At 69.9% G+C, this 21353-nt stretch carries 26 protein-coding genes and 1 tRNA gene; 11 read left to right on the top strand and 16 right to left on the bottom strand.

Annotated elements, in window-relative coordinates; genetic code table 11:
- Positions 1 to 183: 183 nt before the first annotated feature.
- Together ACYVKZ_RS05650 and ACYVKZ_RS05645 are read left to right on the top strand one after the other, a co-directional pair.
- Entirely contained in the window at positions 184 to 687 is a 504-nt protein-coding gene (locus tag ACYVKZ_RS05650; RefSeq protein ID WP_460991088.1) for an SRPBCC domain-containing protein, read from the top strand.
- A 40-nt stretch (positions 688 to 727) separates the two neighbouring features.
- Positions 728 to 1360: a DUF2461 domain-containing protein gene (locus tag ACYVKZ_RS05645; RefSeq protein WP_460991087.1), complete on the top strand. Its 633-nt coding sequence runs from the start codon at positions 728 to 730 to the stop codon at positions 1358 to 1360.
- 2 nt (positions 1361 to 1362) lie between these two features.
- Here ACYVKZ_RS05645 and ACYVKZ_RS05640 read toward each other — a convergent pair whose 3' ends face one another.
- The 4 genes from ACYVKZ_RS05640 to otsA form a co-directional block, all read right to left on the bottom strand.
- On the bottom strand, positions 1363 to 2757 hold the full coding sequence (locus ACYVKZ_RS05640) for a DUF4032 domain-containing protein (RefSeq protein WP_460991086.1): 1395 nt from the start codon (positions 2755 to 2757) through the stop codon (positions 1363 to 1365).
- Between the two features lie 119 nt (positions 2758 to 2876).
- Complete coding sequence (locus tag ACYVKZ_RS05635; protein ID WP_460991085.1) at positions 2877 to 3959, bottom strand: ABC transporter ATP-binding protein; 1083 nt, start codon at positions 3957 to 3959, stop codon at positions 2877 to 2879.
- 237 nt (positions 3960 to 4196) lie between these two features.
- The gene (gene otsB / locus ACYVKZ_RS05630; RefSeq protein ID WP_460991084.1) at positions 4197 to 4985 is read right to left on the bottom strand and encodes a trehalose-phosphatase; all 789 of its coding nucleotides are present in this window, start codon (positions 4983 to 4985) and stop codon (positions 4197 to 4199) included.
- On the bottom strand, positions 4982 to 6457 hold the full coding sequence (otsA, locus tag ACYVKZ_RS05625; protein ID WP_460991083.1) for an alpha,alpha-trehalose-phosphate synthase (UDP-forming): 1476 nt from the start codon (positions 6455 to 6457) through the stop codon (positions 4982 to 4984). The genes otsB and otsA overlap by 4 nt, the downstream gene beginning before the upstream one ends.
- A 234-nt stretch (positions 6458 to 6691) precedes the next feature.
- Here otsA and ACYVKZ_RS05620 point away from each other — a divergent pair, with 234 nt between their 5' ends.
- Together ACYVKZ_RS05620 and ACYVKZ_RS05615 are read left to right on the top strand one after the other, a co-directional pair.
- A complete protein-coding gene (locus ACYVKZ_RS05620; RefSeq protein ID WP_460991082.1) occupies positions 6692 to 7588 on the top strand; it encodes a DsbA family protein in 897 nt (298 codons plus the stop codon).
- Between the two features lie 137 nt (positions 7589 to 7725).
- Positions 7726 to 7802: transfer RNA gene (locus ACYVKZ_RS05615), tRNA-Thr, on the top strand.
- Positions 7803 to 7833: 31 nt separating this feature from the next.
- Here ACYVKZ_RS05615 and ACYVKZ_RS05610 read toward each other — a convergent pair.
- Entirely contained in the window at positions 7834 to 8139 is a 306-nt protein-coding gene (locus tag ACYVKZ_RS05610) for a hypothetical protein (protein ID WP_460991081.1), read from the bottom strand.
- Positions 8140 to 8230: 91 nt separating this feature from the next.
- Complete coding sequence (locus ACYVKZ_RS05605; protein ID WP_460991080.1) at positions 8231 to 8560, bottom strand: GYD domain-containing protein; 330 nt, start codon at positions 8558 to 8560, stop codon at positions 8231 to 8233.
- 208 nt (positions 8561 to 8768) lie between these two features.
- On the opposite strand from ACYVKZ_RS05605, the gene ACYVKZ_RS05600 reads away from it, so the two are divergent.
- The 3 genes from ACYVKZ_RS05600 to ACYVKZ_RS05590 all read left to right on the top strand — a co-directional run bounded on the left by ACYVKZ_RS05600 (position 8769) and on the right by ACYVKZ_RS05590 (position 10353).
- Positions 8769 to 9032 carry a hypothetical protein gene (locus tag ACYVKZ_RS05600; protein WP_460991079.1) on the top strand — a complete coding sequence of 88 codons (264 nt, stop codon included), beginning with the start codon at positions 8769 to 8771 and terminating at the stop codon, positions 9030 to 9032.
- Between the two features lie 529 nt (positions 9033 to 9561).
- Complete coding sequence (locus ACYVKZ_RS05595) at positions 9562 to 9747, top strand: hypothetical protein (RefSeq protein WP_460991078.1); 186 nt, start codon at positions 9562 to 9564, stop codon at positions 9745 to 9747.
- 327 nt (positions 9748 to 10074) lie between these two features.
- Positions 10075 to 10353: a hypothetical protein gene (locus ACYVKZ_RS05590; RefSeq protein WP_460991077.1), complete on the top strand. Its 279-nt coding sequence runs from the start codon at positions 10075 to 10077 to the stop codon at positions 10351 to 10353.
- A 299-nt stretch (positions 10354 to 10652) separates the two neighbouring features.
- Here ACYVKZ_RS05590 and ACYVKZ_RS05585 read toward each other — a convergent pair whose 3' ends face one another.
- From ACYVKZ_RS05585 to ACYVKZ_RS05570, 4 genes are all read right to left on the bottom strand, one after another.
- Positions 10653 to 10925, bottom strand: a complete 273-nt coding sequence (locus ACYVKZ_RS05585; protein WP_460991076.1) for a hypothetical protein — start codon at positions 10923 to 10925, stop codon at positions 10653 to 10655.
- A gap of 293 nt (positions 10926 to 11218) precedes the next feature.
- Positions 11219 to 11515, bottom strand: coding sequence for a DUF4193 family protein (locus ACYVKZ_RS05580; protein ID WP_460991075.1), 297 nt, complete (start codon positions 11513 to 11515; stop codon positions 11219 to 11221).
- A gap of 891 nt (positions 11516 to 12406) precedes the next feature.
- Complete coding sequence (locus tag ACYVKZ_RS05575; RefSeq protein ID WP_460991074.1) at positions 12407 to 12898, bottom strand: hypothetical protein; 492 nt, start codon at positions 12896 to 12898, stop codon at positions 12407 to 12409.
- Between the two features lie 46 nt (positions 12899 to 12944).
- Positions 12945 to 13076 carry a hypothetical protein gene (locus tag ACYVKZ_RS05570; protein ID WP_460991073.1) on the bottom strand — a complete coding sequence of 44 codons (132 nt, stop codon included), beginning with the start codon at positions 13074 to 13076 and terminating at the stop codon, positions 12945 to 12947.
- A 401-nt stretch (positions 13077 to 13477) separates the two neighbouring features.
- Here ACYVKZ_RS05570 and ACYVKZ_RS05565 point away from each other — a divergent pair, with 401 nt between their 5' ends.
- Positions 13478 to 13921: a hypothetical protein gene (locus tag ACYVKZ_RS05565; protein WP_460991072.1), complete on the top strand. Its 444-nt coding sequence runs from the start codon at positions 13478 to 13480 to the stop codon at positions 13919 to 13921.
- 229 nt (positions 13922 to 14150) lie between these two features.
- Here ACYVKZ_RS05565 and ACYVKZ_RS05560 read toward each other — a convergent pair whose 3' ends face one another.
- Together ACYVKZ_RS05560 and ACYVKZ_RS05555 are read right to left on the bottom strand one after the other, a co-directional pair.
- A complete protein-coding gene (locus tag ACYVKZ_RS05560) occupies positions 14151 to 14825 on the bottom strand; it encodes a DUF1345 domain-containing protein (protein WP_460991071.1) in 675 nt (224 codons plus the stop codon).
- A gap of 271 nt (positions 14826 to 15096) precedes the next feature.
- Positions 15097 to 15708 carry a DUF805 domain-containing protein gene (locus ACYVKZ_RS05555; protein ID WP_460991070.1) on the bottom strand — a complete coding sequence of 204 codons (612 nt, stop codon included), beginning with the start codon at positions 15706 to 15708 and terminating at the stop codon, positions 15097 to 15099.
- 907 nt (positions 15709 to 16615) lie between these two features.
- Here ACYVKZ_RS05555 and ACYVKZ_RS05550 point away from each other — a divergent pair.
- Together ACYVKZ_RS05550 and ACYVKZ_RS05545 are read left to right on the top strand one after the other, a co-directional pair.
- Positions 16616 to 16711: an MYXO-CTERM sorting domain-containing protein gene (locus tag ACYVKZ_RS05550; RefSeq protein WP_460991069.1), complete on the top strand. Its 96-nt coding sequence runs from the start codon at positions 16616 to 16618 to the stop codon at positions 16709 to 16711.
- A gap of 71 nt (positions 16712 to 16782) precedes the next feature.
- Complete coding sequence (locus ACYVKZ_RS05545; protein ID WP_460991068.1) at positions 16783 to 17820, top strand: AAA family ATPase; 1038 nt, start codon at positions 16783 to 16785, stop codon at positions 17818 to 17820.
- 16 nt (positions 17821 to 17836) lie between these two features.
- Here ACYVKZ_RS05545 and ACYVKZ_RS05540 read toward each other — a convergent pair whose 3' ends face one another.
- From ACYVKZ_RS05540 to ACYVKZ_RS05525, 4 genes are all read right to left on the bottom strand, one after another.
- A complete protein-coding gene (locus ACYVKZ_RS05540) occupies positions 17837 to 19495 on the bottom strand; it encodes a phosphodiester glycosidase family protein (protein WP_460991067.1) in 1659 nt (552 codons plus the stop codon).
- A gap of 111 nt (positions 19496 to 19606) precedes the next feature.
- Positions 19607 to 19987, bottom strand: a complete 381-nt coding sequence (locus ACYVKZ_RS05535; RefSeq protein WP_460991066.1) for a hypothetical protein — start codon at positions 19985 to 19987, stop codon at positions 19607 to 19609.
- 98 nt (positions 19988 to 20085) lie between these two features.
- A complete protein-coding gene (locus ACYVKZ_RS05530) occupies positions 20086 to 20310 on the bottom strand; it encodes a hypothetical protein (protein ID WP_460991065.1) in 225 nt (74 codons plus the stop codon).
- Between the two features lie 85 nt (positions 20311 to 20395).
- Positions 20396 to 20698, bottom strand: a complete 303-nt coding sequence (locus ACYVKZ_RS05525; RefSeq protein WP_307007875.1) for a DUF4193 family protein — start codon at positions 20696 to 20698, stop codon at positions 20396 to 20398.
- A 357-nt stretch (positions 20699 to 21055) separates the two neighbouring features.
- Here ACYVKZ_RS05525 and ACYVKZ_RS05520 point away from each other — a divergent pair, with 357 nt between their 5' ends.
- The gene (locus ACYVKZ_RS05520) at positions 21056 to 21340 is read left to right on the top strand and encodes a Helicase associated domain protein (protein WP_460991064.1); all 285 of its coding nucleotides are present in this window, start codon (positions 21056 to 21058) and stop codon (positions 21338 to 21340) included.
- Positions 21341 to 21353 lie beyond the last annotated feature (13 nt).

Raw genomic sequence — 21353 nt, 5'->3', positions numbered from 1 at the left:
CGGTCGAGCCCCCCAACCCACCGTTGGGGGGCTCCCGCATTTAACACGGGGACGGCACAGCACCACCCGCCTGCGCAGCCCCCGGCCCCCGCACCAGCGCCCTTCGGCCCTACGCGCACACCGCAGCCGCCCCGGGCCGAGCGTCGCTAGAACGGGCCGCGGATCGGCCCTACGATCGAAGACGTGGATTCCCTCTTCTCCCATGCGCCCCAGCCCGCCGGCGAACCGGAGCGCGGTGGCGAGCAGCCGCCGTCGCGCGTCTTCCGCCTGCTGCTCCCCGCCCCGCGCGAGATCGTCTACAGCGCCTTCGTGGGGGACCTCCACCTCTGGTGGCCGGCGTCCTATACCGGGTTCGGCGAGGGGACGCACCCCTTCATCGAGGATGCGGTCGTGGGCGAAGAGGGGCCGGACGGACAGCTCCAGGTGTGGGGCAGCGTCACGGAGGAAGTCCCGGGAGAGCTGCTCGTGGTCGCGTGGACGCTCGCGTGGAGCTCCGACGCCCCCACACGGGTACGCGTGGACTTCCTAGACGCCGACGGCGGGACGCTGGTGGTCCTCACCCACGACGGCTGGGCCCGCGGCCCCGAGGGGGCACAGCAGTACGAGAAGTACAGCGACTGGCCCGTGATCCTCGGCCGCTTCGCAGCCTTCTTCGGCCAGCCCGCGGACGCTGTGGAGAGCGAATGACGCTGGACCAGATGGGTCCCTGGCGATGAAGATGCTGCCTATGGGTACCTTCGCGGGCTTTCCGCCAACAGGCCAGGCCTTCTACGCCGAGCTCGAGGAGAACAACACCAAGGAGTGGTGGAGCGAGCACCAGGACGTCTACGAGCACGCCGTCAGGGAGCCGATGGCTGCCCTGCTGGACGGACTCTCCGCTGAGTTCGGCCCCGGCAAGGTCTTCAGGCCGCACCGGGACGTGCGCTTCAGCCGGGACAAGTCTCCGTACAAGACTGCCCAGGGCGGCTTCGTGCAGACCGCGGAGGGCACGGGCTACTACGTCCACCCCGACGCCGACGGGCTCACGATCGGGGCGGGATGCCACACCTCGAGCCCCGCGCAGGTGGCCCGCCTGCGCGCGGCCGTGGACGCCCCGCACGAGGGTGCCTCGCTCCAGTCGATCGTCGCCTCGCTGCGCGCTGCCGGGTATGCGATCGAGGGGGAGCGGCTCAAGACCGTTCCGCGTGGCTACGAGAAGGACCATCCGCGCGCCGAACTCCTCAGGCACAAGTCCCTCACCGCGGGGAAGACCTTCGGCGCGCCCCCATGGCTCGCATCCGCCGAGGCGCTGGAGCACGTCCGCGCCGCCTGGACGGACCTGCGTCCCCTCGTGGAGTGGCTCACCGAGCACCTTGGCTGAGGTCAGTCGTCGACCAGGTCCTCGTCGTCGTACTCGTCCTCCCGGTGCCGGGCTTCCTCCTGCTCGATGACCTTGAGCAGCTGGGTGTCCGGGTTGAGCATGATGGCCGCCTCGTCGCGGCGGTGCCGCAGGACGCTGTCGATGTAGGACTGCACCGTCTCGGCGAGCGGGACATAGCGGTCGAGCCGCTCGGACATGTACCACCGGTGCTCGAGGACCTGGTGCACCACCTCGGCAGGCTCGAGCTTGCCGGAGAGCTCGCGGGGGATCGCCTTGGTGATGGGCTCGAACACCTGGCTGACCCACGCGTGGGCGCTGATCTCCTCGTCCTGGCCCGGGTAGTTCTCGGCGCGGAACGTGTCCATGTCGTTGAGCAGGCGCCGGGCCTGGTTCTCCTGGGCGTCGATCCCGGTGAGGCGCAGGAGCCGCCGCTGGTGGTGGCCGGCGTCGACCACCTTCGGCTGGAGGTGGATGGTGGAGCCGTCCGGGGTGGTCTTGATGGCATACTCCTCCACATCGAACCCGAGCTCGTTGAGCCGGCGGACGCGGGCTCCGAGGCGCCACCGCTCTCCGAGCTCGAACGATTCCTTCTCGGTCAGCTCGTTCCACAGGTTGCGGTACGAGTCCATGATCCGCTCGCTCGTGGCCACCGGATCCACCTCCTCGTCGATGAGGCCGCCGTCCAGGAGGTCCATGAGCTCGCCGGCGATGTTGACGCGCGCGATCTCCAGGTCGTACTCGCGCTGCCCGGTGGAGAGGTCCGGGTACAGCTCGCCCGTCTCGGCGTCCACGAGGTAGGCGGCGAAGGCGCCGGCGTCGCGTCGGAAGAGCGTGTTGGAGAGCGAGACGTCGCCCCAGTAGAAGCCCACGAGGTGGAGACGGACCAGCAGGAGCGCCTGGGCGTCGATGAGACGCGTGAGAGTGTCCCTGCGCAGCTTCTGCGAGAAGAGCGCACGGTAGGGGAGGGAGAACTTGAGGTGCCTGGTCACGAGGACTGTGTCCAGCGGCCTCCCGTCGGGGGTCTGGCGGTCGCGGATCACGGCCACGGGCTCGACGCACGGCACATCGAGCCGCTGGAGCTTGCGCAGCATGTGGTACTCATGGCGGGCCACGTGCTCGCTCGTCTCCTTGACCGCGATCACCGAACCGCCGAGCTTGGCGAATCGGACGATGTGCCGGGAGATCCCGCGGGGGAGCGCGGCGAGGTACTGTTCCGGCCAGTCCTCGAGGGCCACGTGCCAGGGCAGGTCGAGCAGCTCAGGGTCGGCCACCGCCGCGGTGATGTTCAGCGACCCGAGCGCCGCCGCCTCGGGGTCCGGGTCCCGCCGTCGGGCGAGCTTGCCCACCTCCTCGTAGTCGGTGGGCTCGTCCTGCCAGGTGGCGCTCTGGTCGGTCATGGCTTCCATTCTTCCGCTGATGGCACGGGGCGTGCAGCCCCGTTCACGCGAATGCCCGCCGGGAGGACCCGGCGGGCACGTCGCTGTGGTGTGGTGGGCGGGCTCAGCCGCCCTCCGGATCAGTCGCCGAGGCGCTGCGCGGACTTGGTGTCGAAGAGGTGGACGTGGCCCTGCTGCGGGCGGACCCAGATCTTCTCGCCCTTCATCGGCGGCCGGCGGCCGTCCACACGGGCCACGATGTCGTGGTTCTGTCCGTCGAGGGTGGTGTGGCCGTAGATGTACGCGTCTGCGCCGAGCTCCTCGACCACGTCCACCTCGACCTCGAGGCCCTCGCCTTGCGGCGCGGTCTCGAGGTCCTCCGGGCGGACGCCGAGGGTCACCGTGGAGCCGGTGGCCTCGGAGAGGACGTCGCGGGAGACGGGGTAGACGGTGCCGCCGAACTTCACGCCGCCGTCCGCCTCGGGCAGCTCGAGCAGGTTCATGGCGGGGGAGCCGATGAAGCCGGCCACGAAGACGTTCGCGGGGCGGTCGTAGAGGTTGCGCGGCGTGTCGACCTGCTGGAGGATGCCGTCCTTGAGCACCGCGACGCGATCGCCCATCGTCATGGCCTCGACCTGATCGTGGGTCACGTACACGGTGGTGACGCCGAGGCGGCGGGTCAGCGAGGCGATCTGCGTGCGGGTCTGCACGCGGAGCTTGGCGTCGAGGTTGGAGAGCGGCTCGTCCATGAGGAACACCTGCGGATTGCGGACGATGGCCCGGCCCATGGCGACACGCTGCCGCTGGCCGCCGGAGAGGGCCTTCGGCTTGCGGTCCAGGTACTGCTCGAGGTCTAGGAGCTTGGCCGCCTCGCGGACTCGCTGCGCGCGCTCCTCCTTGGAGACGCCGGCGATCTTGAGCGCGAAGCCCATGTTGTCCGCGACCGTCATGTGCGGGTACAGGGCGTAGTTCTGGAAGACCATGGCGATGTCACGGTCCTTCGGCGGAATGTCCGTGACGTCGCGGTCGCCGATGAGGATGCGGCCCGAGTTCACGTCCTCGAGTCCGGCGAGCATGCGCAGGGAGGTCGACTTGCCGCAGCCGGACGGGCCGACCAGGACGAGGAACTCGCCGTCTGCGATCTCGATGTTGAGCTTGTCGACAGCGGGCTTGTCGGTGCCCGGGTAGAGGCGCGTCGCATTGTCGAACGTAACTGTAGCCACAGTCATCGATCCCTTCACCGGCAGGTACGTGCCGGACGATCCGTAGTGAATGGTTCTTGTTGTTCAGTTGTGTCCCCGAGGGGCGTGGTGCACTGGCCGCCGAAGGTGGCGCCGCCAGTGTGCCACAGCATCACGAACGGGGGCAGCGCCCTCGCTCACATAGCGAGTATGGCATGGATCACATCGCCGTGGACAATGTGACGTGCGCAACGTCCACGATGCGGACTTCTTCTGATCTCAGGGGGTGCGCTGGGCGGGGAGCTCTGAGCGCAGCCGCGCGAGGAGGGCCACGACGTCGGCCACATCCTCAGGGCCGTCGACGCGGAACCCGGCCGCGGTCTCGCCGTCGCCGACCTTGAGGCCGACGTCGCCCGCCTCGAGGGAGCGGAAGCCGTCCTCGTCGGTGACGTCGTCGCCCGCGAAGAACACGGCGTCCGCCTCGGTGACCTGACGCAGGAAGGCGAGGCCCTCGCCCTTCGTGGCGTGCACGACCGAGCCCTCGAGCACTTCCTTGCCGTCCTTGAGGAAGATGTCGTGGCGGGCCGCGAGCAGCTTCCGCGCCCCGGTGACCGCCGCGGCGGCGTCCTCCCGGTCGGCCTGGCGTGTGTGCAGGACGCGGCCTGCGGGCTTTTCCTCGACCCACGTGCCCGGGGCCTGCGAGGCGATCTCCGTGAAGACGCGGTGCAGGATGTCCAGCGCGTCCCGCTGGTCGGGATCGAGGGTGACCGGCTGCTCCTCGCCGCCGAGGCGGACCTCGGCGCCGTGGCTGCCGATGAGGAGCGTCCGGGCGTCGGGGGAGGCGACCGCCTTGAGGCTCGCGAGCGATCGGCCGGAGACGTATGCCGTCCACGTATGCGGGAGTGCCGCGAGCTGCACGACGGCGTCGCCCGTCGCCGGAAGGGGGCGCGCGTCCTCGGCCCGCGGGACGATCGGCGCGACGACCCCGTCGAAGTCCAGGGCCACGAGGAGCTTGTCGACCGTGGCGAGGCGCGCGAGCGCCTCGCGCAGTTCCCCGTCGATGCTCACGGGCAGACCTCCTTGAGGCGGGTGAGGAACGAGGCGGACCATTCCTCGACGTTGTGGACCACGATCTGGCGGCGCATGGCCTTCATGCGGCGTGCAGCGACGCCGCGGGGCAGGCTGATGGCCGTGGTGATGGCGTCCTTGAGGCCCGCAATGTCATGCGGGTTCACGAGCAGGGCCTGCTTGAGCTGGTCGGCGGCGCCGGCGAACTCGGAGAGCACGAGGGCCCCGGTCCCGTCGCGGCGGGCGGCGACGTACTCCTTGGCCACCAGGTTCATGCCGTCCCGCAGGGCGGTGACGAGCATGACATCGGCCGCGAGGTAGAGGGCGACCATCTCCTCGACCGGGTAGGAGTGGTGCAGGTAGCGGACGGCCGTGTGCTGCATCGTGTCGAAGGTGCCGTTGATGCGGCCGACAGTGCCCTCGATCTCCTCCCGCAGGATCCTGTACTGCTCGACCCGCTCGCGGCTGGGGCTCGCGACCTGGATCAGGGTCACGTCCCCGACCTTGGCCCGGCCGTCCGCGAGGAGCTCCTCGAACGCCTTGAGGCGGTGGCGGATGCCCTTGGTGTAGTCGAGCCGGTCCACGCCCAGCATGATCGTGGTGGGATCGCCGAGATCGTGGCGGATCTGGCGCGCCCGCTCGATGATCTCCGGACGCTCGGCGAGCTCGCTGATGCGCGCCGTGTCGATGGAGATGGGGAACGCCTCGGCCCGTACCGTGCGCTCCCGCGGCGACCACTCGCCGTCGTGCGCGGGATCCGTCACCGCGAGCCGGGAGCCCTTGCCGGCCGCGCGGGCGTAGCGGCGGGCGGCCCGCGCGAAGTTCGCCGCGTCGTTGGGACGCTGGAAGCCGAGCAGGTCCGCGCCGAGGAGGCCCTCGAGGACCTGCCGGCGCCACGGCAGCTGGGCGAAGATCTCCTGCGGAGGGAAGGGGATGTGGTTGAAGAACCCGATCTTCAGATCAGGGCGCAGCCGGCGCAGCATGGCCGGCACGAGCTGGAGCTGGTAGTCCTGCACCCATACTGTGGCGCCCTCGGAGGCCCGCTCGGCGGCCGCGTCCGCGAACCGCTGGTTCACGCGCTGGTATGAGTCCCACCAGGCCCGGTGGAACTCCGGGGGTGCGATGACGTCGTGGTAGAGGGGCCACAGGGTCGCGTTGGAGAAGCCCTCGTAGTAGTTCTCGACCTCCTGGGAGGAGAGCGGCACGGGCAGGATCGTGATGCCCTCGTGCTCGAACGGCTCCAGCACCTCGTCGGGGGCGCCGTGCCAGCCCACCCACGCGCCGTCGGACTTCTCCATGACGGGCGCGAGCGCCGTCACGAGCCCTCCGGGGGAGCGCCGCCAGCCGGAGCCGTTCCCCTCCTCGACCCGGTCCACGGGAAGGCGGTTGGAGACCACCAGGAAGTCGTACAGCTCCCCGTCGGTCTCGCCGTCGGTCTCTCCTGCGGTCTTGGTGGCACTGCTCTGGCTCACGCTCAGCCCCCTCAACTATTCCTCATTGCCCTCCAGCCTACCGGGGAGCGGTGCGCAGCACGTCACACCGGGGCCCGGAACTGCCCGGCGGCGCAGGTCGTTGCGCAGTACGGAAGACCTGCGCGGGCAGGGTGCGGCGCCGGCGCGGCCGGGAGGGCGCGGGGGTGCTGCACTACACTGGGCCCGTCGCCGCCATGCGCGCCGGAAGGTGCCGCGAACCGATCATGAGGAACGATGAGCCCCGCCAATCAGCCACGACAGACCAAGGCAGAGCGCACCGCCGCCGCCCGTGAGAAGGCCCGCCAGATCCGTGAGGCGCAGCAGAAGAGGGAGCGGCGCAACAAGCTGCTGATCCGCTGGGGCGTTGTCGTGGCGCTCGTGGCCGTGATCGCCGTCGTCGCCCTGGTGGTCACCACGTCGATGCGGCAGAACGCGCCGATCGGCGACACCGGTCCGCGCGCGGCGAACACCAACCAGTACGGGGGCGTGACGCTCGGCAAGGGGAGCGCGGTGACGCCCGTGCCGGCCTCCACCGTGAACGTCGCCGACGTCCCCGCAGCCACCTCGAAGCCCACCCAGGGCCAGCCCGCCAACGCACCCGGGGTCGAGGCGTCCCCGAAGGGGCAACCGGTCAAGGTGGTCATGTACATCGACTTCATCTGCCCGATCTGCAAGCAGTTCGAGGACACCTACGGCTCCAAGCTCACCCAGGAGCGCAACGACGGGAAGATCACCCTCGAGTACCGCCCGCTCGGCTTCCTCGACCAGCAGTCGACCACGAACTACTCCTCGCGCGCCGCGGCCGCAGCGGCCGCCGTGGCCAACTCCAGCCCTGACAAGTACGGCGACTTCGTCAACGCGCTCTACGCGCAGCAGCCGGGCGAGGGCAGTGCCGGTCTCACCGATCAGAAGCTCAAGGACATCGCGAAGAGCGTCGGAGCGAACATCGACCAGGCCGTGGATGACAAGACGTACCGCCCGCAGGTCAAGTACGACACCCAGCTCGCCGCCTCCTCGGGCGTGAGCGGCACGCCGACCGTCTTCGTGGACGGCAAGCAGTGGGGCGTGGGCGCCGCCGCCAACACCCCGTTCGACCAGTTCCTGGACGCGGCGGTCGCGGCGAAGGGCTGATCCTTCCGTCCCGCGTCGGCCCCCGTCGGGTAGACGGACGACGGCGGCCCGGTCCCCTCGCGGGGGCCGGGCCGCCGCTGTTTCTGGCTCCCGGGCGGAGCCGGTAGGCTGGTGCGTGCGCTCCGCGTGGGCGCAGCGCCCCCTTAGCTCAGTTGGCCAGAGCATCTGTCTTGTAAACAGAGGGTCGCCGGTTCGAATCCGGCAGGGGGCTCCACGAACCCCTCTCTGACCTGCGGAAACGCAGATCAGAGAGGACCCCTGGTGACAGGTCTCCGATTTACTCTCCGACTTTCAGCGTGGGCATCCCACAGCACGCGGTGAACGCGCTCGCTCGCCCGCACGGTGTCGCCGCCGATCCAGTGGGCCCACGCCCGGGCCACGGTCTCGGCGGTCACCGGTTCGCCGGCGGACAGCAGGGCCGCGAAGTCGCGCGCCTCGGGCGCGTACTCATCCTCCGGGGCGCCGTGGGGTATGAGCCGTTCGAGGTCGTGCTCGGCGAGGCAGTGAGTGACGGCGTTGAACAGGGTCTGGGACGCGGGGGAGGAGTCCATGGCCGCGACGGTACAACCGGGGTCCGACACCCGAGTGTCGGGGCCGCGAGGCCGCGCGGCGGTCTTCTGCGGTCGAGGGTGGAGCCGTGGTCTATGCGCCAGGCGGCGTGTACGCCGCTTGACTGGTCTTCGCCCGGTCCAGGACGCCTTGGACTTGGTCGGCGGGGATCAACTCGTGCGTCTCCAGACGAGAGAACGCGCCTGTGCTGGTAACGGCGAGACTGACTGCTGCCGCGGCAGATGAGTCGGGGAGGTCAGCGATGACAAACCCGTCATGCTCGCCGAACATCCAGTAGTAGCTCTCAAGCCGTCCGCCGACGGCCTCGCAGAGCTTGCCGACCACTGCGGCCCGGTCGCTCGGACGCTGCATCGCCGCCGCCACGGTCTCCGCCTTGAAATCGAAGAAGACAAGGAACTTCATGACACGCCTCCTAGGTCGTCGCCAGACACTATCGAGCACCGCACCCTCGAGCGCCAGAGGCTGCCGACTCCCATTCCGGCTCTGCGCCCGGGCGTAGGCAGCCCGGAGCGAGATGCGGGCACGAAGGCCCTTCTCCGGACTGCGGGGCCCCAATACCGTCCTGTGCACCGGGCCTGTGCACCGCTGGCCCCTGTTGAAAGGACGCGCCATGCCCACCGTGATCGGTCACCACGATGTGAAGGACAAGGACCATTGGCTTGCCTCGCCCAAGCGCGAGGAGCTCTTCGGGCCGCTGGGCATCACCAATATCCGAACGTTCGTCAACCCGCAGAACCCGACACAGGTCGCGGTGCTGATGGATGTGCCCGACATGGATGCCCTCGCGGCCGCGATGCAGTCCAAGGCCGCTGCTGAGGCCATGGAGTACGACGGCGTGCTGCCCGAAACCCTGGTGATCCTCGTCGAGGCGTAGCTTCCCTGCCGCCCGAGGTGAGGCGTGGCCGGCTCAGAGACCCGCACGGATCGCGGATGATGTCCTTCCCGCTCCGCACCGCTTCCGGAGCCGCCACCGTCCCGCCCGGCCGGCCCGGCCACGACATCACGGCCCTGGTCCTGCTGCTGCACACCGTCCGGACGGCCGAGGCCCTCGGGGAGCTCGTCTCGACGGGCCGCCTCGTGCCCGACCCGGCCCTCGCCGGGGCCGACTACGCCCCGGCGTACGCGTGGATGACCCGCCAGATGGTCCAGCGCCTGCCCACCACCGGAGCCTGCGCCCTGTGGGCGAAGATCCGCCCGCATCGGCCTGCTCGACCACCTCCACGGCTACGACGGGCAGGTGCTCCTGACCTGCCGCGTCCCACGCGAGCGGGTGCTCCTCTCGCACTACGACGACTGGCACTCGGTCCTCAACGCCTCCCTCTGCTGCCGGGACCTCCCCGGCGAGGACGTCGCGGCGGCCGACGCCAGGACCGACGCTCTGCAGGACGACTTCCATACCCAGGGTGGACGCCGCCGGCCTCGACCATTACCACTTCGACCGCTGGCCCACCGAGCTGCGGGCCGAGCTCGAGGCGACCTGGGAGATCATCTTCGACCCGGCCTGGTACGGGAGGGCCGCCCAGTGGCAGGCCACCGTGCACGCGCTCCGCACCGAGGACGTCGTGGAGGCTGTCCGCTTCACGGACTGAGGCGCCAGAGCAGCTTCCCCACCCATTCCTGCCGTGGGGCAGGGCCGCCCGGTGTGAAAGTTTCTCCAAGGACTCGACAATTTCCGCCGAAGACCTGTCACACCGGCGGAGCGGCCGGAGCCTGCCGCCGACGATCGGCGGCGTCAGCACGGCCCAGGAGCCGCAGAGGGCTGTGACAAGGCCGATGACAAGGCCATTTGGGCCTGTCCGAGGGGCGCCTGAAGTCCCTTGTCGGGTGCGTTGCGGCGGCGTTACCGTCGCCGTGTCCGGGCACCAAGCACCACCGCACGCGCGGTTCCGGAGCACGTTCTACAACTTGGGGGGCGTATGGAACTCAACCAGCGGGCCAGGGGCGGCCAGGGCATGACGGGCCTGTCGGCACTGCGGCATCAGGACGACCAGGACTTCTCCGGTGCCGTCAACGCCGTCTCGGCCTTTCTGGGCGACCGCGGCCGGGCACCCGCGTCGTCGGCGCCCCACGACCTCGGCGAGGCGAAGCTCGGGTTCTGGCTGGACGGGCAGCGGGCAGCAGACCGGAGAGGACGACTGAGCGCCCCGAGGGCGGCCGCCCTCCAGCGCGTCCTCGGCAGGGACTGGTCCAACTAGCAGCCCATCTGGAGTGAGAGGGCCGGTGGCCGCGTAAACCGTTGGTGAGCGGCATCCCCGTGCGAGCCAGCGAGCGAAGCGCGGAAAGCAGGCCGTCGCTCCGAGGCCGGGCCCGGGGAAAGCATCTCTCTCCTCTTCCCCGGCCGGCCGACGAGGAAGTCCGCGGGCCGGAGTCCTCTGGGAGAGGCTTACGCCCGGTCGTACCGTGAAGTCAGCCGGCCTGCCGCCTGATGGGATGGGAAGCCGGCACGCGGCGCCCCGCCCAGGCCGTCCCCCCCCAGCCGGGTGGGGTGACCGCTTCACTCTCCAGTGTCACGAGCCCTTGTGCCCAGCCGCCGGCGGGGAGATGCCTCCAGGCCGCCGAGGATGCCCAGCACCGCCTGGCACGGCCACGCCTCCCGGCAGCCTGCACACGGGTCGCCGAGGGCCTCGCCGGCTGGGGCATGGATCTGCAGCAGGAGTTCGCAGACCGCGAGGGAATGCTCGGTGTGCGCCACGCCTCGGCGACGTGACTCGTGCAGCATCTCGAGCATCGTCTCGTGCAGCGGCAGGGCCGGTTCCGGTGAAACCATAGAGAAGACAGTGCCCGAAGGAGAGGCTAGGAAACTGACTTGGACCTTCCCAGAGTGTCGTTGGCGGCCACTCGCCGCCCCGCTGAAGGGCGAGACACCGTCCAACGGCGGACTACCCTGTAATCGAGATGGAGGGGCCGAGAGGAGTCCGAGCATGCTCAACGGTGGAAGCGCAGGGGTCAGCGTCGGTGCGTTGGTGGCGGTGGCCGTCGTCCTCTTCGTCGTTCTGGTCGCCCTCTACGTCGTTCTGGTAGTGCGCCGCAGGAAATGACGCCGCCAGCATCCAAGCCGGCTCAGCCCTCGCAGTCGCGGCAGTACTCGACCCCGGCCCGCACCACCTTCTGGGTGCGGTGCCGGACCAGGAAGCAGGACTGGCACACGAACTCGTCGGCGCCCTGCGGGATGACCAGGACGGTGAGCTCGTCGTTGACGATCTCACCACCGGCCAGGCCCGCCTCGGCGGAGTCGTCCCCGTCGAGCTCGAGCACCACACTGCGCGGATCGGGCTTGTTGGCCGACTTCACGGCCTCCAGCGACTCATGCTGGGATTCCTTCACATCGGAGCGAAGTTCGTCGTAATCGGCTGCCACTTGGCGCGCTGTTCCTTCCAGAGAGCGGATGAGCGACGTAACCATACACCCCGGCCCGCCCCAGTGGGGGAGAAGGTGTCCAGCCTCACGACCGCGGAGCAAGGGGGCCGTGGTCCGACACACCCGCTGGCGCTAGAGTCCGCCCATGATCGTTTGGCTCAACGGCACACACGGGGCGGGAAAGACGACGACGAGCACGCTCGTGCAGAAACTACTGCCCGACGCGCGCGTCCTCGACGCTGAGAAAGTCGGCGAGGTCCTCGTGGACATCAGGCCGGGGCCCGCACCTGGCTGCACGACGAGGCAGAGATCATCGACACGGCACGCATCACGCTGGCCCAGGCAGCGCAGCAGATCGCAGCCTCGGTGCTTGACCGCTGACGACGGAAACATCCGGACCCCGCAAGCCAGCAGCCACCGCGCAACCCGGGCTGCGCGGGCGTCCCACGAGCTCTACTTCTGCGATAGAAGCGGCATAGGCACCTAGGAATGTCGGGCCAGCTTCTTACTCTGTCCCGTGGGCGGTGTTTCGCCGTAGCGTCTCGCTCGCCCTTAAGGAGACACGAGGCGCTTCACGAGGGGGGAAGCGTCGTGAGGCGTGGCTGAGGACGGTCACCGTCGGCAGCGAGTGCTTCGGCGCCAAGGCCCCGCCTCCGCGCACGTGGGCGCTGACGCAGTTGGAGCGCTCTGCGTCGGGGGCGCGACCGGGCGGGCGGCGGAAGAACTCGGGCGCCTGGTGGGCCAGCCGGCCTCTGGCCTCCTCGAAGAACCCCTCGGGCAGTCACACGAGACGTTAGACATGTAGGCGCACGCCGTAGTTTCACGACGAAGACCTTCAGACCGCATTCTGGACCCCGACCGCCATCTGCGGATGCCCGGTACGTTTGGGGGCTACCGCCCGACGCCGGCGGGACCCGCCTCGTGCTCGCCGGGCTCGATGCGGGGGTGGATGAGGTGGCCGTGGACAGTGGCGAGCTCCCCGGACGGCTCCACCCTCAGCACGATCACATCGACCGGGTGCCCGGCACGGCCGGCGGCGGCGAGGACAGTATCGGGGATGCGCTCGGCCGCGATCGCGGCGCGGTGGGGGATGAGCGGCAGCCGGGCCCGCTCCTCCTCGAGATGTGCGACCGCCCGGTCGACCTGGGTGGTGTCCGCGGTGCCGAGCTGGACTTCGACGATGTGGCGGACACCGTCGGCCTGGTGGAAGAGGATGACGGCGAACTGGTCGGGGCGTTCGTGCATGACGGTCCGCTCGAATGCGGGGACGCCGTCGCCGAGGCCGAGCAGGGACGGGTCGTCCTCGATGCGGGCGGCCAGCCAGGCGCCGGCGAGGGCGAAGGAGTCATCCAGTGGGGAGCGCTCGGGGGTTCCGGTGTTCACGCGGGCATCATATGTGCGCCGCATGAACGGCCGCCTGTCACACCGGTCAGGGCTGGTCGGTGTCAGCGGCGCCGATCTGCACTTCGACGATGAAGCGGGTGCCGTCGGCCGCGTCGAACAGGAGCACGGCGGACTGGTCGGGGACGGAGCGGGGGACGGTGCGTTCGGACTTGGTCATGCCGTCGGTGACGTCGAGGAGGATGGGGGACTCTTCGACGCGGGAGGTGAGCCGGGCGCCGGCGAGGCCGAGGTCGTGCAGGGACTGGGACGGGCGGGGTGGAGCTCACGGCCAGGTCCTACGTGGGGACAGAGGCCGTGGTGGGGATGCGCGGCGGCCGGGCGGTTTGGGTCCGGGGACTGGCGGGCAAGGGTCCGGTCGAGTTCCTCTCCCATTCACGGGGCTCGGCGGGCTGGTAACCCGCGACGCCGAACGGAGGGGCCCAGCGAACGGGGCCCCTCCGCGGCGGGGGGAGGCCCCCTTCCTTTGCTCTCAGCCCCAGGGGTTGTCGGGCTCGGTGCGGGCGCGGCGTGCTTCGTCCCGGCCCTGGTGGCGTTCGCGGCGGGCGCTTGCACTCGCCGGTGACGCACGCGTTCCAGCCGCCCCCGGCGGATTCGGGGCCGTCAGTGCCCGAGTGCAGCCGGCCGGACTGGTCGCCGACGGAGCGGGGCACGGTCAGCTCACTCGAGGAACACTTTCCGCGCTTCGGGGTCCTGGTCGTAGGTCTGCTCGGCGAGCCGTTTCGGGTAGCAGACGGAGCCGAAGGCGAGGACGCCGATCTCGCGCGCGTTGGCCTGGTGGGATTCGTGGAGCGCGTCGCCGGGCTCGCCGGTGCTGGTGCGTGCGGTGGTGGTGTGGTGGACGTGGGGTCGCCTTTCCGGCTGGAGCTTGCGGACTTCGACGAGGGGGCATCCGGGAAGTCGGCTCTGATCTCGGCGGCGATGCAGTGGAACTCCTCGAGCTCGTCCTCGGTGCCCGCCCAGGCAGCGTGGATGCGGAGCCGGTTGGTGTGCCCGGACGGGTGAGCCAGGCGCCACGCTTCTCGTCCTTGTCGCGGAAGAAGATGCCGTGCGCGTCGATATACACCGGCTTCGGGGCGGGGGCTGTGCTCGTCTCCATGCCCCCATGTGTGCGGACCGGGCCGGCAGTTGCGCCGGCCACAGTCGTTGGACACCGACGGATGCTGCGGCCGCGCTAAATGCTGAATGCGGCTTGGCAGGTGCGGAGGTGTGCCCGCTTGAGGAGCGTGCCGGTTCAGTGGGTGAGGCCGGAGACGAGGTTGATGGTGGTGGCCAGGACGATCGCGCCGAGAAGGTAGGAGAGCAGCGCGTGCCTGAGCGCGGTGCCGCGGATCGCGTCGGTCTTCAGGTCGGTGTCGGAGACTTGGAAAGTCATTCCGATGGTGAAGGACAGGTAGGCGAAGTCGAGGTAGCGCGGGGGCTTTTCCTCGTTGAAGTCCACGCCCGTCCTGTCCCGGTAGTAGATGAAGGCGTACCTGAGGGCGTAGAGCGTGTGCACCAGGAACCAGGACAGGGCGATGCTGCCCAGGGCCAGGGCCACGATGGCGTCCTTGGCGTTCCCCTGGGCGTTGGAGGCGTCGATGAGGATCAATGCCACTCCGGCGAAGCTGGCGACGGTGGCCGCGAGGAGCAGGACGTCGGAGAGTGCGCGCCCTGGGTCCTCGTGTCGGGCGTGCGCTGCTGTGGCTGCGGCGTCGAGCCGGCCGATGACGGCCCAGACCCAGATGAGGTAGGTGGCCGAGGCGGCCGCCCAGCCCAAGCCCGGGGCGTAGGCCCAGTTCCAGGAGAGGCCGACAAGCAGCGCCGTGGCGAGCCCGACCGTGAGCATCACGGCCAACCTTGGTATGGAACTGGTCGAGAGCGAACTGGTGTCGCGGTGCTGGCTGTCGGGAGCAGCAGTGTCGTCCATATGCCGATCATGGCACTGGGGATTCGCTCCCGGTGCGAGGCTTACTGCGTGGTGCCCACGATGGCGCCGGGCCGAGTACGTTCTAATGCCCTTCGTGGGCTGGGCCGCGGCGGCGCCGCAGCGCCTCGACGATCGCGTCCTCGCGCCGGTCGGCGGGTACCCGGCGCGGGCGGCGGACCTGAGGGCTTCCTCCACCTGCGCCAGTTCGGCCAGGAGCTCGGCGATGCTCGCCCGTTAAGGCTCCTACGCCGCTAGCTCATGCAGCTGCGGGTCAGGCCCGGTAGGCCGGGGCCGGGGCGGTGGGCCGGTCGAACCGCTGGCCGGCCGGGTTGGACGGCAGCAGCGTCATGATGGCGACGGCCAATCCACCGAGGAACGGCACGAGCAGCAGGAGCACGAGCAGCCCGCTCAGGTTGACGTCATGGAGACGTCGGACCGTCAGCGCCAAGGTCGGAACGACGACCGCCAGACCCCATGCAACCAGCAAGATGGACCCGGCGACCGCGAGCGGTCCCGGGGTGGGGGAGGTGTAGGTGTAGCCGTTGGCAGAGGTCGGCGCGCTCAGCCGGCTCATACTGATGATGACGTTCAGGACAGTCCAGACCACCACGCTTGCCAGCGCCCACCACCAGTACTCGCCGCGACCGGCGCGGCCCGAGAAGGTCGCGTACTTCTTGAAGACGCGCTTGATGGCGTCAGGGAATCCGATGCCGTACCAGGGCGCCCACAGCGGAGGCTGACTCTGGAACCCGCCCGGGTTCGGGTACTGCGGCGCACCGTACTGGGGCGCCGGCGGGTACGGCTGCTGTTCGGTCGAGTACGGGCTGGTGCGCTCGGGGGAGCGCGGGTCCGGCTGCTGCGGGTCCTGGTACGGGTTGGACATGGTTCCCCCCTTGGGTGTCGGTGCGGTGACGTGCCGATCGTACGGCACCGTTGGACGCGTACACCGGCGCGCCACAGATGACTCGGCGGCCCGAGGGGGAGGGGCGGGGTGGTGGCGGGCGTGGGGCGGGTGGCCTGTTCGGTGTTCACCGGGCCCATGTGTGCGGACACGCCCGGGCGGCTGCGCGATATGCGCGGACACGCCCAGCAACACCTGTCGCCGGTCCGGGCCGCTCTGGTAGACAAGGGGGCAGCGCCCGACGGTTCCCGCTCCCTGCTGAGGCCGATCGTGTGCGTGCACGTGTGGGAGGCGTCCGGCTGGCGCCCGGTCTTGAGGGAGGCCATTGGCCGCCCGGACGCCTTCCGCGCACCCAGACGGTCCTGTCCGGCGGAGTGGTCGATAGGTCAGAAGGCTCCCACGTCTACTCCCATCCTTGGCGGGACCTAAAGGGCACTCTCGGGTAGGCTCTCCAGCACCATTCCCGAGTTTTCGCAGGCCAGAATGTGTTTTCGGGGCGCTTTGGGGATCGACGGGCACCCGATGACGTCACCAGAGGGTCGCCGGTTCGAATCCGGCAGGGTGCTCCAGGAACCCCTCTCTCACCTGCGGACGACCTCCAGGCGTGGGCGGCTTCTGCCCGGATGCTGTCCCGGCGAAGCGGATTTCGTTTGGAGTGCGGGGCCAGGGGCAACGACCGGTCGGCGGGCTGTGAGCTGCCGTCGACGGTGCAGAGGAGACGCTGTCCCAGTACGAGGACATCCTCCGTCAGGTTGCCCCCACCAACGCCCATGGGACGAGCCGGCAGCGGTACAACGTCGACACCCGGGAGCCAGCAGTCCACGCCCACAGGCCCGGCGGCCGCCGACTACTCTGTCTTTCAGGCCGAGGGCCCGAGAGGAGTCCGAGCATGGTGAACGGTGGGAATGCGGGGATCAGCATCGGTGCTTTGGTGGCGGTTGCCGTCGCCCTCTACGTCGTTCTGGTGGTGCGCCGCAGGAAATGAACCCACGGGCATCCAGGCCCGGCCAGAGCCGGCGTCCGGCCCGTTCGTGCGGTGAGCAGTACCATGAATCCATGGCTGCGAGCCACAATCCGTTCGACGACCTCCGCGGGACCCTCAGCCATCTTGCGGATCAGCTCAAGCTGCCCGGTTCGGAGCGCGTCGACGAACTGGTGGGCGATCTCATCGGTGTGAGGCCTGGGCCGGCACGGCCGCTGTCCGAAGTGCAGGCCGAGCTCGACGCGCTCGTCGGACTGGAGACCGTGAAGGAACAGGTGCGGGCCCTGGTCGCCCTGCTCCAGGTCCAGGCCCGCCGCCAGGCGCACGGCCTGCCGGAGGTGGCCACGTCACAGCATCTCGTGTTCCTCGGAAACCCGGGCACAGGAAAGACAACGGTGGCGAGGCTCCTGGCCGAGATGTACCGCGCGGTGGGGCTACTGCAGAAGGGGCACCTGGTCGAGGTCGACCGTTCGGGGCTCGTGGGGCAGTACGTCGGTGCCACCGCCATCAAGACGGATCGGGTGATCCGGCGTGCGCTGGACGGCGTCCTGTTCATTGACGAGGCGTACGCGCTCGCACCGGAGGACGGCCGGATGGACTTCGGCCCCGAGGCAATCGAGGTCCTGCTCAAGCGGATGGAGGACTACCGCCACCGCCTCGTCGTGATCGTGGCCGGGTATCCGCGGCTGATGGAGTCCTTCCTGCTCTCGAACCCGGGGCTGCGCTCCCGGTTCGCCCGCGAGATCACCTTCCCCGACTACTCGGTCGACGCACTCCAGGTGATCTTCCACCAGATGCTGGCCCAGCATGAGTACACGCTGGGGCCGGGGGCGGACGAGATGCTGCGCCGCATCCTCACAGGGCTCCACGCGGGCGAGGACTCCGGCAATGCACGGTTTGCCCGGACGCTGTTCGAGCAGGCACTCAACCGCCAGGCCCTGCGGCTGTCCCGCGACGAGGAACAGAGTCTCGACGCGCTCGACCGCGAGGCCGTCATGACGCTCACCGCTGAGGACATCGCGGAGGCAGCGCTGGCCCTGGGCGAGGAGCCCGAGCCCGAACCGGCGCCGGAAACGGAGCAGCCACGCTGGTGGCAACGCTGGCTGGTCTGACCGGATCGGGCCGCCATCAGGGGCGGCGGCCCTGATCGTCGCGGCCCGGCAGGACCAGGAGAGCATCGCCGACCGGCCGCTCGCTCGTACCGGACGGCGTGTTCACCACCGAGCCGCCGGCGACCGCCGTGGTGGACCCGCCGCCGTCGAGGTTCATCGCCTGGACCATCCCCAGGGACTGGGCGACGTCGGCCTCCTCCTTCAGGCTCAGGCCGAGGGAGTCCGTGGAGCGGCCGTCGGCTGTCACCAGGAGGGTCCGGCCCTGCGCGTCGGTGCCGGCGAAGGTGCGCGGGTTCCTCTTGTGCACCCACCCGTAGTAGAAGCTGTTCGAGTCGTTGAGGTGGACCATGCCGTCCTGCCGGGCGGTGACGTCTTCCTGGCCGTCCTTGACGAGCAGGGGACCGCCGTTGACGACGCTCGTGTCCTTCGTCGTCGGCAGCGCCCTGCCATTCTCGCCGAGGACGTCGGCGCTGAGGCGCAGCTTCTGCCCGACATGGGCGAGGGAGCGCAGCTGGGCGACGTCGGTGCCGGTGGCCTGGACGGTGTGCCCGCTGGCGGGGACCGCAGCGCCGCGTGATTCGCTGACGGCGGTGACGGTGTCGTGGCTGTCCACGGTGACCTCGAGCCCGGCCCCGGAGGGGGTCTTGGGACCGAACTCGGGGGTGAAGGCCACCAGCTCGTTCGGGTTCGTGCAGGTGACGTCCTGCTGCGGCAGGTCGGTGGGCTGTTCGCCCCTCTCGCCGCAGTTGCGGACGAGGCCGGGGTTCCGGTTGATGCCGGTCAGGGGGACGCTGGCCCCGTCGCCGGACACGGTGCCGCTCCAGGTGAGCCGCTGGATGGACGCGGTGTTCGTGTCGCCGTTCAGGACGAGGCCCGGGCGGTCGCCGACGGGCTCGCGCAGCGTCCTGCCGTTGTAGACGCCCACACCTGCCGGGTCACCCGGTGCGCCTGCGGCGGGGTCGAAGACGAAGAACCCGGCGTTGACGCCGGCGACCGCGTGCTGCGCGGCGGCGAGCTGGCTGGTCGTCTCGGGGGCCTCGAGGTCGGGACCGAAGTTCGCGGCGAGCTCGCCGTGGTACTGCTTCGGGTCGATCGTGACGACGTCGAGGTTCCAGGGTCCGCGGGTCTGGCCGATGGTGCCGGCGTCGCCGTCCCAGCCGGTGTAGATGACCGAGGACGCGTAGCCGGCGGCCTTGATCTGCGCGGTGAGGGAGGAACCGTCGGCCTTCGCGGTGAAGTGGCCTGCGCGGACCCGGTAGCCGAGCTGGCCGCCGGCGTCGGCGAGCTGCGGGGAGGTGACCTGCTCGACGCGGGCGTCGATCCCGGCGGCCTGGAGCTTGGCGGCCGCCTTCTGGGCGTCCGTCTGCGAGGACAGCGCGGATGAGGGCGCGTCCGGGTCAGGTGAGTCGGAGGGGATGGCGGCCTCGGCCGTCCAGAACAGCGAGTTGTCGCCGCCGCCGCGGTGGATCGTGGTGAGGGTGACGCCGGGGGCCAGGACCTTTTCGGTCCGGGTCTCGGGCAGGTCGGGGGCGCCGAGGTTCAGGTGCGCCGAGGACGTGGGGGCCGGGGTGGTGTCGTCAGCCAGGGTGGGGGCTGCGGGGCTGAGCAGTGCCGAGGAGACGGCGACTGCCATGCCGGCGGAGGCGAGGGTTCTGCGGGTTCTGGGGGAGAGCACCGTTCAAGGGTAGGAGGCGGTCTGGGGCGGACCGCCGGGGTTCGGCCGCAGTTGGTGGGTCCTTCGCGCGATGTTCATCCAGCACCGGCGGCCGTCGTCAGCCCTCAGGGGTCATTCCTTGTCGGTTTGGGCTTTGCGCAGGGGCGGCACTGTTCCATCGGTGCCGTAGTCGCCCTCCGAGTACTGGCCTATCTCCGAGCCCGCGGTCCGGCCGGATGCCGTTCCGGCCTCGCCGAGATCGCCCTGCGCATACCGTCCGGACTCCCGGGCGTTCTCTCCCAGAGGTTCGGGCAGGCCACCCTGGCGGCCGGCCGTGCCATAGTCGCCTTGGATGTACTGGCCTTCCTCGTCCTCTGAGTGCCGGCCGGTCTCCCGGCCCGACTTGCCGAAGTTGCCCTCGACATACCGTCCACGGAGCTCCGGCTCCTCGGACGCTGGCCCGTGCCCGTCCTCGCCGCGCCGGGGCTCTTCGACGCTGCTACCCTCAGCCATGACCTTGCCGCCTCTCCTGCGACGAACTACGCGTCTGCTTGGCGCATTTCAATTCTAGTGACTCTGGCGCCCGACGGAGGACTTGGACGGCGGTTGGATCAGCGGCGGCCGGCAGATGGAGCCGACGGCACGGCAGCCGGCTCGAGGCCGCCGAGGATGCCCAGCACCGTCTTGCAGGGCCACGGCTCGCGGCACCCCGCGCACCGGGTGCCGATCATCTCGCCCGCGGGCGCGTGGATCGCCAGCAGGAGCTGGCAGTCCTGCAGGGAGTGCCTGCTGTGCGTCATCCCGCGCCTGCGGGCCTCGTGGAGTACCTCGAGCATGGTCTCATGCAGTGGCGAGGCTGGTTCTGGGTGGGGCATAGCGGAGAAATTACCCGGGGCGTCGGAACGGGAAACCTGGCGGGGCTTAGCCCTCGCAGTCCCGGCAGTAGGCGACACCGTCGACCTCGACCGCCCTCTGGGAGCGGTGCCGGACCAGGAAGCAGGACTGGCAGACGAACTCGTCCGCGCCCTGCGGGATGACGTGCACGGTGAGCTCGTCGTTGACGAACTCGCCCCCGGGAAGGCCGGTGTCCTCGCCGCTGTCGTCCCCGTCGAGCTCGCGCACGACGCTGCGCGGGTCGGGGGCGCTGGCGGATTTGAGCGCCTCGAGCGATTCGTTCTGGGATTCCTTGACGTCGGAGCGCAGTTCGTCGTAGTCGGCGGCCACCGGCCTGATGTTCCTTTCATACGGGAGGATAGCGAAGCAACCGTACACCATCGCGCTGTGTCGTCGCGCTCGAGGGCACACGGCCGTTCATCCATCGACGTGACAATTTCCGGTGACAGGCCTGTCATGGAGGCCGGGGGTGAGGGGCAGGCCTGCCCCATCCGCCGCGCCACGACGGGGACCGAAGAGGTGCGGTCCGTGACAAGGCCACCGGGGGCGTTATGAGCCCTGTCCGAAGGCCCTTGTAGGCGGTGTTATGCCAGCGTTATCGTCACGGTCACCGGGGGCCGAAATGGCACCCGGCGGGGGTCCGTTCCGGCGCTGGCTCCCACCTCAGGTTCGGCTATTGGGGGTCGCATGGACAGGGATCTGCAGACGCGGTTCGCCCGGGACATCACGGGGCTGCCGGCACTGCGGCAGCAGGGCGACCAGGACTTCGCCGCGCGGACCAATGAGCTCTCGGCCTTCATGCGCGAGCGCGACCGGGTGCCGGAGGCGGCCGCCGCGCACGACGCGGCAGAGGCAAGGCTCGGGTCCTGGCTGGATGGACAGCGGGCGGCTGACCGTCGCGGCAGGCTGAGCGCCCAGCGTGCCGGTGCGCTCCAGGGCGTGCTGGGGCGGGACTGGTCCTCGGCACTCTAGCGGTCCTCAGGAA

This window comes from Sinomonas soli (assembly GCF_054782415.1).
This window is presented reverse-complemented; position numbering and strand designations above follow the sequence as displayed.